The 11,228-nt window shown below is 63.2% G+C and carries 12 protein-coding genes and 1 pseudogene; 4 read left to right on the top strand and 9 right to left on the bottom strand.

Going from position 1 to position 11,228, the window contains the following annotated elements; translation table 11 throughout:
• The 3 genes and pseudogenes from CAK78_RS03800 to CAK78_RS03790 form a co-directional block, all read left to right on the top strand.
• Positions 1–304: transposase (locus CAK78_RS03800; RefSeq protein ID WP_141214104.1), on the top strand; the 304-nt coding region annotated here is incomplete at its 5' end.
• A gap of 6 nt (positions 305–310) precedes the next feature.
• A pseudogene (locus CAK78_RS03795) lies at positions 311–880 on the top strand (aldo/keto reductase); the annotation flags it as partial.
• A gap of 375 nt (positions 881–1,255) precedes the next feature.
• Complete coding sequence (locus CAK78_RS03790; RefSeq protein WP_005299532.1) at positions 1,256–2,437, top strand: MFS transporter; 1,182 nt, start codon at positions 1,256–1,258, stop codon at positions 2,435–2,437.
• 78 nt (positions 2,438–2,515) lie between these two features.
• Here the strand turns inward: CAK78_RS03790 and CAK78_RS03785 are convergent, their stop codons facing one another.
• The 8 genes from CAK78_RS03785 to CAK78_RS03750 all read right to left on the bottom strand — a co-directional run bounded on the left by CAK78_RS03785 (position 2,516) and on the right by CAK78_RS03750 (position 8,962).
• Entirely contained in the window at positions 2,516–3,121 is a 606-nt protein-coding gene (locus CAK78_RS03785) for an HvfX family Cu-binding RiPP maturation protein (protein ID WP_017765996.1), read from the bottom strand.
• Complete coding sequence (locus CAK78_RS03780) at positions 3,118–3,861, bottom strand: putative DNA-binding domain-containing protein (protein ID WP_094696420.1); 744 nt, start codon at positions 3,859–3,861, stop codon at positions 3,118–3,120. Before CAK78_RS03780 ends, CAK78_RS03785 begins: the two co-directional genes overlap by 4 nt.
• A 43-nt stretch (positions 3,862–3,904) precedes the next feature.
• Positions 3,905–4,765 (bottom strand): DUF692 domain-containing protein, encoded by an 861-nt coding sequence (locus CAK78_RS03775; protein WP_094696419.1) that lies wholly within the window; start codon positions 4,763–4,765, stop codon positions 3,905–3,907.
• On the bottom strand, positions 4,753–5,082 hold the full coding sequence (locus tag CAK78_RS03770; protein ID WP_094696418.1) for a hypothetical protein: 330 nt from the start codon (positions 5,080–5,082) through the stop codon (positions 4,753–4,755). The genes CAK78_RS03775 and CAK78_RS03770 overlap by 13 nt, the downstream gene beginning before the upstream one ends.
• Positions 5,075–6,034 (bottom strand): MBL fold metallo-hydrolase, encoded by a 960-nt coding sequence (locus CAK78_RS03765; protein ID WP_094696417.1) that lies wholly within the window; start codon positions 6,032–6,034, stop codon positions 5,075–5,077. Before CAK78_RS03765 ends, CAK78_RS03770 begins: the two co-directional genes overlap by 8 nt.
• A 78-nt stretch (positions 6,035–6,112) precedes the next feature.
• Positions 6,113–6,235: a cytochrome bd oxidase small subunit, CydX/CbdX family gene (locus tag CAK78_RS03760; RefSeq protein WP_005299522.1), complete on the bottom strand. Its 123-nt coding sequence runs from the start codon at positions 6,233–6,235 to the stop codon at positions 6,113–6,115.
• 16 nt (positions 6,236–6,251) lie between these two features.
• Entirely contained in the window at positions 6,252–7,391 is a 1,140-nt protein-coding gene (cydB, locus tag CAK78_RS03755) for a cytochrome d ubiquinol oxidase subunit II (RefSeq protein WP_094696416.1), read from the bottom strand.
• Positions 7,391–8,962 carry a cytochrome ubiquinol oxidase subunit I gene (locus tag CAK78_RS03750; RefSeq protein WP_094696415.1) on the bottom strand — a complete coding sequence of 524 codons (1,572 nt, stop codon included), beginning with the start codon at positions 8,960–8,962 and terminating at the stop codon, positions 7,391–7,393. The genes cydB and CAK78_RS03750 overlap by 1 nt, the downstream gene beginning before the upstream one ends.
• 122 nt (positions 8,963–9,084) lie before the next feature.
• On the opposite strand from CAK78_RS03750, the gene CAK78_RS03745 reads away from it, so the two are divergent.
• A complete protein-coding gene (locus CAK78_RS03745; protein WP_094696414.1) occupies positions 9,085–10,512 on the top strand; it encodes an aminotransferase-like domain-containing protein in 1,428 nt (475 codons plus the stop codon).
• A gap of 96 nt (positions 10,513–10,608) precedes the next feature.
• Here the strand turns inward: CAK78_RS03745 and CAK78_RS03740 are convergent, their stop codons facing one another.
• Entirely contained in the window at positions 10,609–10,989 is a 381-nt protein-coding gene (locus CAK78_RS03740) for a DUF4354 family protein (RefSeq protein WP_094696413.1), read from the bottom strand.
• Positions 10,990–11,228 lie beyond the last annotated feature (239 nt).

Raw genomic sequence — 11,228 nt, 5'->3', positions numbered from 1 at the left:
TGCCGCAGATAAGGCCTATAGCAGCAGGGCTCTGCGGGCAGAACTCCGGCGCAGAAAGATAAAAGCGGTTATCCCGCAACGCAGCGACCAGCAACGGCACCATAAGGGACGTCCACTGGTGTTAGACAAAGCTCGTTATCGTAGGAGAAATGTGGTCGAACGGTGCTTCGGATGGCTGAAGAAGTTTCGCCGATTCTCAACGAGGTATGAAAAGCTGGCGGGAAGTTTTGCTGCTTTTATCAAGCTGGCTTTCTGCCTTCGTTACTTACGGGAACTATTGGTGGACAGAAAACCAGCATTTTGAGAACACAGCCTAGAGGTGAGCCTGAAAAAACTGGGCACCGACTATCTGGATCTGGCGCTGATCCACTGGCCCTCCCCCAAGGATGAGGTGCCGATGACGGTCTATCTGGAGCAGCTGGCCGAGGCCAAGGCCCGGGGCCTGACCCGCGAGATCGGGGTTTCCAACTTCACCGTGGCCCAGCTCAAACAGGCTATCGACATTCTGGGGCCGGGCGCCATCGCCCACCAGCAGGTGGAGATCCACCCGCTGCTGCAAAACCGCAAGGTGGTGGCGTTCTGCAAGGATCACGGCATCGCCATCACCGCCTATATGCCGCTCGCCTATGGCAAGGTGCTCACCGAGCCGCTGCTGATGGAGATCGGCCAGCGCCACGGCGTCTCGGCGGCCCTGGTGTCGCTGGCCTGGCTGCTGGCCCAGGGCATGGCGGTGATCCCGAGCTCCACCAAGCGGGAGAATCTGGCCGCCAACCTGGCGGCGCTGAAGGTCACACCCACTGCCGAGGAGCTGGCCGCCATCGCCACCCTGGAGCGGGGCGAGCGCTGCGCCAACCCGGACTTTGCGCCGGATTGGGACTGATAAGCAGGTTCAACCGGATTGTTCCCTCTCCCCATGGGAGAGGGCTAGGGTGAGGGTATAGCAGGCTACCCTAGGCTAGTTTTGCTGCATATACAGAATGCCCCCTCATCCCCGACCCTTCTCCCGCCAGGGGAGAAGGGAGGCAATAACGATCCGGGATATTTCTCCAACCCCTAGCGGGAGGCACTGTGCCTACCGCTTTTTTTGGTTTTATGCGCCACCCACACAATTCCCCGCCCGATAAGACCCGAGCCATCGTGATGATTGCTGCTGATTTGGCAAAAGTAATTTGATGTCGCCGTCATTTTTGCCAATAAATCACCTCGGCATACTGGCGCCACTCTCCCGTCGGGAGTCACCATCCAAGGAGTTGTTATGCCACTGGCGTTGTTTGCCCTCACCTTAAGTGCCTTTGCGATCGGCACCACCGAATTTGTGATCGTGGGGCTTATCCCCACCATCGCAGAACAGCTGAATGTCTCGCTCCCCTCGGCGGGCCTCTTGGTCAGCCTCTATGCCCTTGGGGTGGCCATCGGCGCCCCCGTGCTCACGGCGCTGACCGGCAAGGTACCGCGCAAGTGGCTGCTGGTAGGGCTGATGGCGCTCTTTACCGCCGGCAACCTGTTGGCCTGGCAGGCCCCCGGTTACGAGAGCCTGATCCTGGCCCGCATCCTGACCGGGCTGGCCCACGGGGTCTTCTTCTCGGTAGGCAGCACCATCGCCACCGGCCTAGTGGCCAAAGAGAAAGCGGCCAGCGCCATCGCCATCATGTTCAGCGGCCTCACCATCGCGCTGGTGACCGGCGTCCCGCTCGGCACCTGGATTGGTCAGGTCTTCGGCTGGCGCGACACCTTTCTGGTGGTGAGCCTGCTGGGGCTGGTCGCCATGGTGGGCAGCCTGCTGCTGATCCCCAATAACCTGCCCAAAGGAGCCGCCTCGACTATCCGCGAGCAGCTCTCGGTGCTCACCAAAAAGCCGCTGCTGCTGGTCTACGCCAAGACAGCGCTCGGTTACGGCGGCGCCTTCACCGCCTTTACCTTCCTCGCCCCCATCTTGCAGCAGGTGAGCGGCTTTAGCGCCGGCGCGGTGAGCCTCATTCTGCTGGTGTACGGAGTGTCGGTCGCCGTCGGCAATATCTGGGGCGGCAAGCTGGCCGATCGCATGGGCCCGCTGCCTGCGTTGAAGCTGCTGTTTGCCGGTCTCGCATTGGTGCTGCTGGTGCTCACCTTCACCGCGCCGCACCCGGTGCTGGCGGTGCTGACCGTGCTGGTGTGGGGTGCTTTTGCCTTTGGCAACGTACCGGGCCTGCAGGTGCTGGTGGTGAAACAGGCCGAGCAGCACACGCCGAGGGCGGTGGATGTGGCCTCCGGCCTCAATATCGCCGCCTTCAACGTCGGCATCGCGCTGGGATCCGTGGTCGGTGGCCTGGTGGTGGAGCACCTGGGTCTGATGCACACCCCCTGGATCGGCGCGCTGATCGTGCTGCTGGCCTACGGCCTCACCCATGTCAGCGAGCGGCAAGCCGCCCGGATGGCACAGGCCTGCCCCCAGTACTGAAACCGCAGGCCTTTGTTCTGCAAAATAAAAACGAGCGGCTGATGCCGCTCGTTTCGCTTTCACGCTCTGTTTATTTTGTTATGCCGCTTGCGGCCCGGTCTTGCCCGTCACGGCGCGTGCCAGCCAGTAGTCGAGGCTGACGTAGCGACCGCCGCCGTACACCAGCAGTACCAGCAGCATCACGAAGTAGGTGGCGGCAAACTCCATCCCATTGTTGAGCATCACCGGATCCCCAAGCTCGGTGATGTAGTTGTAACGACCGGGGAAGTTGGCGGCCAGCCACTCGATAAAGCCGTTGAGGCGCAATGTCGCCTCCATGCTGCCGGTGGCGATGGCATCCCAGCCGTGCTTCCAGTGCACCATGGCGCTCGCCACGCTCATCAGGAAGATGGTCGGAATGGCCATGACCCGGGTAAAGAGACCAAGGGCGATGCAGATGCAGCCCAACACCTCGGTGCCCGCCGCCAGAAAGGCGAGCAGGGTCGGGAACGGCAGGTTGAGCCCCCCTTCCGAGGCTGGCGCACCAAACCAGGCGACCGTGCCGGCAAACCCCACCACCTTGGAGTGGGCACCCACATAGATGACCGGGATGAGGTAGAGGCGAATGGCCAGCAGGGCCAGAAAATCGAGCCGCTTGCACTGGGCCACGGCCCGCTCGTACCAATGGATAAGGGTGTTGTTCATGGGATGTCTCCTTGGAAAGGGGGAACCTGACGTTCAATGGATATGGGTTCTATGGATGGCGGTTGCGTGGCCAGCAGGCCGAGCCGGTGAAAATGGCGGGCCCACCCCAGCAGATCAAAACCGCTGCGATAGGGATGCACCTGGGCGGCCAACCCGGCCACACTGAGCCCTTGCTGCTGCCCAAGCAGCTGCAGCAGGGCCACATCGAATTCGCGCAGCGCCTGGCTGACCAGCTGATGGGCAGGACAGCGAAACAGGGCGCAGAGCTGAGGCGCCTGGCCGGCCGCCACCACCCGCCCCTGCTGGATCACAAAGGGCAGCGTCAGCAACTGCAGGGTGGGATTGAGCCAGAGCGGGCTGCCCATCTCCACCGCTTCCCCTGCGAGCGGGCGCGGCACCTGCGCGTCGTCAATCTCGACGCACAGGCAGGCCCACTCATACTCCAGCAGCGCCAGCCGCAGCCCGGGCCAGTTGAGCCGCCCCTCGCTCTGGCGAAGCTGCACATGGCGCACCAACTCGGTGGCAATCTGGTGAAAGGCGGGCTCGATCGCGCCATGGTGGGCAACGAAGCCATTCACCAGCGCATCGCGCTCAACCGGCGTCAGGTGGTTCAGGGTGAGCGCGAAGGTACTCTCCAGCACCGCCTCGACATTGGCCCGCACGCTGCGCACATAGTGGGGGGCTAGCCCGGTTGCCGACTCCCGTATACAACCGGCCAGCCACTCGGTCTGCTGCCACAGCCGGGGCGGAACCACCGTGGTAGGCCATGCCGCTTGCTCTCGCCTAGTCATGACACACCTCCCGACCCGCAGGATGCGCCGTCGCCTCGCAGCAGGCCTGATGGACCCGGGCCAGCTCGGCCTCCAGCACGGGCAAGGGGGGCAGATGATGATCCCGCTCCAGCAGCAGGGGGCGCAGGCCGTGGGTCTGCACCGTATAACGGGCCAGCGCCACCACCTCCTCGCAGACCGGACGACCATGGGTATCCAGCAGGGTGCCGTCCGCCTCTTCCAGATGGCCGGCGATATGGAAGTAGCGGATCGCCTGGCTCGGCAGCCCGGCAATCATCCGCTCGGCGCAGTAGCCGTGATTACGGCTGTTCACAAAAACGTTGTTGATGTCGAGCAGCAGCTCGCAGCCGCTGCGCGCCACCAGCTCGGTCAGAAACGCCTCCTCCGCCATCTCGTGCTCATAGCCGTGGTAGTAGGAGATGTTCTCCAGCACCAGCGGGCGGGCCAGCGCATCCTGTACCTGCCGGATCCGATCCGCCAGATAGGGGAGGTTCTCCCACTGGCGCGGCACCGGCAGCAGCTCGTAGAGATAGCCGCGATCGTCGCGGGAAAAGCTCAGGTGCTCGCTGTAGATGTCGATGCCAAACTCGTCGAGAAAGGCGCGGATCTGGCCGAGCAGGGTCATATTGAGCGGCTGGCAATCGCCGAGGGAGAGGCTGAGCCCGTGGGCCACCAGCGGATAGCGCGCGGCGATCTGCTGCAGTTGCTCCCGCCTGGCGCCGCCAATGGCCATCCAGTTCTCCGGCGCCAGCTCGAGAAAGTCGATGCCGGGGCGGGCCGGCGCCCCACAGAGCTGGGCCAGATGCTCCTGGCGCAACCCCACGCCACGGCTGCTGGCGCTTATTGGCTGCATACCCCCTCCGTCATCTTGCTCTCCTGGCGCTGGGCCTCACCGTTGATCCCCTGCTCCGTCAGACCACACTTGCCATCGCGGGCGCGCACCAGCCGGCCCTGCGGATCGCTGTCGAGGGTCTGCTTCTCGAAGCGCTTCTCGGTGCCGCACTTGCCGGCCGCACACTTGCCGCCGTGCTGTTCGCTCGGCGCCGCCTTCACCGGCGCCTCGCTCGGGGTGGCTGCCAGCGCAAGCCCGGGGGTCAGCGCGATCAGGCCGGTCATGGCGATGGAGAGGCTCAGTTTGCGAGAGCTCTTGTTGCTGTGTGCGTTACTCATGGCTGGACTCCTTGACGGATGAAACGGGGTAACTGGAGAGATCGCGGGCGGCCACCACCTGGCCGTGGAACTGCTGCTTGACGATGGCCATCGCCTCCTTCTTATGATTGAGGCCGACCCCCATCCAGTGGTTCAGCACCAGCAGCTTGGGGTTCACTTCGGCGGCAATCTTGGCGACCACCGAGGGCTTGGCATGGAGCGAGGCGGAGACAGGATCGGCGCCCTCGTGGATGGCGAGCGGCATCACCAGGATGTCGGCTCCCTTGGCAAACGGCACAAAGGCCGGGTTGCTGCCGTTCTGATCCGCCGAGATGACGATGGTCCCCTCGGCGCTCTCGATGCGATAGGCCAGACAGGGCACGTCCCCGTGGGGGATGCCGAGCGCCGTGATGGTCAGGCCATCCTGCTGATAGACCTGTTGCGGCCGGGGAGTCTGGTAGGGCACATCGTGCACATTGATGGGGAAGAGACCATCGGTGCCATCCTTGAAGCCGCCGAGGTAGGCATAGGCCCCCTTGTTCGGGTTGAACAGGGCGTCAAAATAGTCGCTCATGCTGGGGAAGGCCGAGCCGGCCTGCGGCCCCGCCAGATCGAGCGGATCGCTGCGTTTGAAGAAGTAGGCCCCCTTGAGCAGCGCGGGCAGGTCGGTCACATGGTCGGTGTGAAAGTGGGTGATGCCGATGAAGTCGACCTCTTCGAGCTTGGCGCCCGCCTGGCCGAAGCGCAGATAGACGCCGCCACCGGCATCGATCAGGATGCGCGATTTGCCCTTCCACCAGATCACCTCGCTGGAGGAGGCGCGCAGATCGTCGGAGATGGGGCCGCCGCTGCCGAGCACCTGCAGGGTGAATGCCTTGTCCAGTGGCGTCAGTTGTACGGGCTCGGCCCAGGCCGGCGCGGTGGCGAGCGCGCAGCCGATGGCCAGCGTCACCGCTTTGATTGTCTGTTTCATAACGGATTACCTGTCGGTTGGATGACAAGAGAAAGGGGTCGGGGCGAGGCAGGGTCTGCCCTCCCCGACCGAGGGGGATCAGGGTTGAGAGCGGGGCTCATCCCGTTCATCGGCTGCCCAGCGTGCTTCCAGCCAGAGCAGGTTGCACAGGCCCAGCAACAGGGCGAAACCCAGGCCCAAAATCCAGGTGAAGTACCACATAGCGGCTCCCTTGGGGTCAGTAGAGTTGATGGCTGTCGCGCTTGATGCCGGCACGATCCAGCTTGCCGCGCACCACCCGGTAGACCCAGCCGGTGTAGCCGAGGTTGATGGGCATCAGCACCAGCACGATCCCGAACATGATGGTCAGGGTCTTGAAGCTGGAGGTGCCGTCCCACAGGGTCAGGCTGCTGGCCGGATCCAGCGACGAGGGCAGCACGAAGGGGAACAGGGCGATGGCCACCGAGCAGAGCATGGCGGCGCAGGCCAGGCCGCTGGCCAGCAGCGCCAGCCGTCCCTTCTCCTGCCAGGCGGCGATGCCGCTGGCCAGCGGTGCCAGGGCGCCGATGAGGGGCACCAGCCACAGCAGCGGGTAGTCAAAGTAGTTGCCAAGCCAGCCGCAGGCGTGGGGGATCACCCCCTTCATCAGCGGGCTGATGGCGGCATTGGGGTCAAAGGGCTGGCCCGCTAGGCCGGTCAGCTGATAACCCGACAACCCCAGCAGATGCCAGCCGGCCAGCAGATAGCAGAGGGTCACCAGCGGTGCCAGCAGGATGGCGAGGCCACGGGCCCGCAGTGCAGGGGTGCCCGTTACCTTGGCCTGCAGGAAGCTGGCGCCGTGCAGCAGCAGCAGGCTCACCCCGGTCGCCACCACGCTGGCAATCCAGCTCCAGTGGAAGTCGAAGGCCCCGTAGTGCAGGCGCAGTGCGCTGTCGAAGCGAAACGGCAAGCCCTGCATCACCAGCGCGATAGCGGCAGAGAGCACCAGGGTCGGTACCAGACCACCGGCCACCAGAGCGCGATCCCACCAGCGGCGCCAGAGGGGATCGGCCAGCTTGCTGCGATAGTCAAAGCCCACCGGGCGCAGAAAGAGGCCAAGCAGCAGCACTATCATGGGCACATAGAGCGCCGAGAAGGCGGCGGCATAGACCAGCGGCCAAGCGGCGAACAGGGCGCCGGCACCGGCGATGAGCCACACCTGGTTGCCCTCCCACACCGGCCCCACGCTGTTGATCACCAGTCGGCGGTCTTCATCCTCTTTCGAGACCACCGGCAGCAGCATGGCGATGCCCAGATCGAAGCCATCCATCACGATGAAGCCGGCCAGCATGAACAGCACCAGCCCCCACCAGATGAGTTTCAGGGTTTCATAATCCATCAGGCGATCCTCGCAAGTTCGGGTTGTTCACCGCTGTAGCGGCCGGTATGCAGCACGGCGGGCCCCTGGCGGATCACGCGGCGCAGCAGGAACAGCTCCACCACCAGCAGGCAGGAGTAAATGAGACAGATGGAGATCAGGCTGAACCAGAGCTGGCCCGGCTGCAGCAGCGACACCGAGGCCGACACCGGCAGCACGTCGCTGATGGTCCAGGGCTGGCGACCGAATTCGGCCACGAACCAACCCGCCTCGATGGCAATCCAGGGCAGCGGAATGCTCCACAGCAGCGCCTTGAGCAGGCGGGGCGAGGCGAGCAGCCGGTTGCGGCAGAGCTGGACGAAGCCCGCCACGAACAGTCCGAGCATCACTACTCCCAACCCGACCATGATCCGAAAGCCCCAGAACAGCGGCGCCACCTGCGGCACCGAGTCTTCCACCGCCTTGGCGATCTCGGCCTCACCGGCCTTGGCGATGTTGCTGGCATAGGGGGTGAGCAGCAGCCCGTAGCCGAGATCCTGGCCGTGCTGGTCGAACAGCGCACGGTTTTCGGCCGAGTCGTTGCCGGCGCGGATCTGCTCGAGCGCCCCGGCGGCCACCATGCCGCTGCGAATACGGGTCTCGTGCTGGGCCTTGAGATCCTTGATGCCGGTCACCGCTTCATCGAGGGAGCGGGTGGCGATGATGCCCATCAGATAGGGGATCTTGATGGCCGCGTGGGTGGTCTCGGCCCCCTGATCCGGGAAGCCGAACAGGGTGAAGGCGGCCGGCGCGGGCTCGGTCTCCCACTCCGCCTCGATGGCGGCCAGCTTGACCTTCTGCACCTCGCCGGTGCGATAGCCCGACTCGTCACCCAGCACGATGACCGAGAGGATGGCGGCCAGCCCAAAGCCCGAGGCAATGGCAAAGGAGCGCAGGGCGAAGCGCACCTCCATGCGGCGCAGCAGATACCAGCTGCTCACCCCCATCACGAACAGGGAGGCGGCCACATAGCCCGCCGCCACCGTGTGCACGAACTTGACCTGGGCCACCGGGTTGAAGATCACCGCGGCCACGTCCACCAGCTCCATGCGCTGGGTCACCAGGTTGAACTCGGCGCCCACCGGGTTCTGCATCCAGCCGTTGCCGATCAGGATCCAGAGCGCGGAGAGGTTGGAGCCGAGCGCCACCAGCATGGTCACCAGCAGATGCTGACCGCGGGAGAGCTTGTCCCAGCCGAAGAAGAAGAGCCCCACCAGGGTCGACTCGAGGAAGAAGGCCATCAACCCCTCCACCGCCAGCGGGGTGCCGAAAATGTCCCCCACATACTGGGAGTAGTAGGCCCAGTTGGTGCCGAACTGGAACTCCAGGGTGATGCCTGTGGTCACCCCCATCACGAAGTTGATGCCAAACAGCTTGCCCCAGAAACGGGTGATGTCCTTGTAGATCACCTTGCCGGTCATCACATAGGCCGACTCTGCGATCACCAGGATCCAGGACAGCCCCAGCGTGAGGGGCACAAACAGGAAGTGGAACATGGCCGTGGCGCCAAATTGCAGGCGCGACAGGCTGACCACGTCATCCGGATTGATCATGCGTCACTCTCTTTTGTTGTATTTACCTTGCACGTTTTGTGCGAGACAAGTACACCACGGAGCATGACACCTATAACAGATGCAGTTATATTGAATTACACCTATAACAGTTGCTGCATCACATGTCCCTTTACCGTCAGCTGGCCGACCGCCTGCAACAGCAGATAGAAGCCGGGGTGTGGCAACCCGGCGAGCGCATCCCCTCCATCCGCCAGAGCTGCAAGACCCATGGCCTGAGCCCCATGACGGTGTTGCAGGCCTATCAGCTGCTGGAGAGCCAGGGGCGGATCCTCGCCCGCCCCCAGTCCGGCTACTACGTCAAGGCGGCGCCTTCCCGCCCTGCCGCCAGCCTGCCCCAGCAGGCTCACTACAGCGGCTCGGTGGACATCAACGATCTGGTGTTCGAAGTGTTGCAGGCGAGCAAGTCACGGGGGCTGGTGCCCCTTGGCATGTCGGTGGCCGACCCCACCCTGTTTCCTCATCCCCAGCTTGGCCGGGCACTGGCCAGCTGCATGCGCCGGCTTGACCCCTTCAGCACGGTGGCAGACCTGCCCCCCGGCAACGAGGCGCTGCGCCGGGCCATCGCCCAGCGTTACGCCAGCGAGGGACTGGCGGTGGACCCTCAGCAGATCATCATCACCACCGGCGCCATGGAGGCGCTCTCCCTCAGTCTGCAGGTGCTGACCGAGCCCGGTGACTGGGTGGTGGTGGAGTCCCCCACCTTCTACGGCGCCCTGCAGGCCATCGAGCGGCTCAAGCTCAATGCAGTGGAGATCCCGGTGATCCCCGGGGTGGGCATCGACCTCGCCCTGCTGGAGGAGGCCCTCGCCCAGCGCCCCATCAAGGCGTGCTGGCTGATGGGCAATGTTCAGCACCCGCTCGGTCACACCATGCCGGATGAGCACAAGCAGGCGCTGATGGCGCTGCTCAACCGACGCGGGGTAGCGCTGGTGGAGGATGACGTCTATGCCGAGGTCTATTTCGGCCGTGAGCGGCCAAGGCCCATCAAATACTGGGATACCCGGGGCGAGAGCCTGTTGTGCAGCTCCTTCTCAAAGTGCCTGGCACCGGGCTTTCGGGTCGGCTGGGTGGTAGCGGGTCGCCACGCCGAGCGGGTGCAGCGGCTGCAGCTGATGTCGACCCTCTCCACCAATGTGCCCAGCCAGCTGGCGCTGGCCGAGATGCTGCGTCAGGGCGGGGTGGATGCCCACTTTCGCCGGCTGCGCCACACCCTGGCCCAGCGCCAGCAGCAGATGCGGGCCGCCCTGCTGCGCCTGCTGCCGGGGGAAGTGAGCATCTCCTCCCCCGATGGCGGCTATTTTCTCTGGCTCGAGTTTGACCCGCGCCTCGACAGTCGCGCCCTGCACGCCCGGGCGCTGGCCAGCGGGTTCTCGCTGGCCCCCGGCGCCCTCTTCTCCAGCAAGGGGCTGCACAACCACTGCCTGCGGCTCAACAGCTCCCATCCCTGGAGCGAGCAACTGGAGGCGGCCCTGATCACACTGGCCGGGCTTATCGACGCCACCCTCAAACAGGGCGCGTCATATGAATAGAGCTCTGACTCAATAACGCATGACCCGGGTGGGAAGTACGCTTTCCCCCTGCATATGGGACCAGGCATTTACCCAGCCACCAACAAGGAGTGCCATTTAATGGCAGTTGTCAGATATTTTCACCAGCGTGGCGTCAAGGACAGCATCATTATTATCGGCAAAGACAGCAATCCCCTTTACCATTCCCCCCTGCTTGAGAACGCCTGACAGCAGGGCTTCATCCACCGTGTCAGCGTTGAACACCTGATTATTTCTGCCATATGCTTTCAAACACATCTTTGATAAATCAATATCACCACCTGATAGTTTGGCCAAGGCAATATCAAAGGTTTTTGTGTAGGCGTTGTTGGTTCCTATCGATATCGAACCGTGCGATTTTTCTGTGGCATACACGGCGATATCCCCAACTGTTGCCGCATTGGCGGCGAAACCGGAACCAGCCAGCACCAGAGCGGCCGCAACAATAGAGTTTCTCATCTCAATCTCCTGATAAAAAATGCAAATAGACCCACCTTATAAAAAACAGAAAGGTCATCAACCAATATTATTTGGCACCATGACTGACTTTATTAAATCGCAGCCATGACGGGTCAAGTACATTTTCAAAATATGATCTTCGCCCACCCTGAGTAAAGGGTTCAATTACATTTACTTACAATTGCACAAGTTGTTGCGAAATATGACAAGCCTGACTTGCAACGTCATTTTCTATCAAT

The organism is Aeromonas sp. A35_P, assembly GCF_002259925.1.
Lineage (GTDB): Bacteria > Pseudomonadota > Gammaproteobacteria > Enterobacterales > Aeromonadaceae > Aeromonas > Aeromonas dhakensis.
The sequence above is the reverse complement of the archived record's forward strand: the minus strand, read 5'-3'. Positions and strand labels throughout refer to the sequence as shown.

Coding starts and splice junctions, on each gene's coding strand:
- CAK78_RS03790 (WP_005299532.1), top strand. CDS start 1,256: ATGCCACTGGCGTTGTTTGCCCTCACCTTAAGTGCCTTTGCGATCGGC.
- CAK78_RS03785 (WP_017765996.1), bottom strand. CDS start 3,121: ATGAACAACACCCTTATCCATTGGTACGAGCGGGCCGTGGCCCAGTGC.
- CAK78_RS03775 (WP_094696419.1), bottom strand. CDS start 4,765: ATGCAGCCAATAAGCGCCAGCAGCCGTGGCGTGGGGTTGCGCCAGGAG.
- CAK78_RS03770 (WP_094696418.1), bottom strand. CDS start 5,082: ATGAGTAACGCACACAGCAACAAGAGCTCTCGCAAACTGAGCCTCTCC.
- CAK78_RS03765 (WP_094696417.1), bottom strand. CDS start 6,034: ATGAAACAGACAATCAAAGCGGTGACGCTGGCCATCGGCTGCGCGCTC.
- CAK78_RS03760 (WP_005299522.1), bottom strand. CDS start 6,235: ATGTGGTACTTCACCTGGATTTTGGGCCTGGGTTTCGCCCTGTTGCTG.
- cydB (WP_094696416.1), bottom strand. CDS start 7,391: ATGGATTATGAAACCCTGAAACTCATCTGGTGGGGGCTGGTGCTGTTC.
- CAK78_RS03750 (WP_094696415.1), bottom strand. CDS start 8,962: ATGATCAATCCGGATGACGTGGTCAGCCTGTCGCGCCTGCAATTTGGC.
- CAK78_RS03745 (WP_094696414.1), top strand. CDS start 9,085: ATGTCCCTTTACCGTCAGCTGGCCGACCGCCTGCAACAGCAGATAGAA.
- CAK78_RS03740 (WP_094696413.1), bottom strand. CDS start 10,989: ATGAGAAACTCTATTGTTGCGGCCGCTCTGGTGCTGGCTGGTTCCGGT.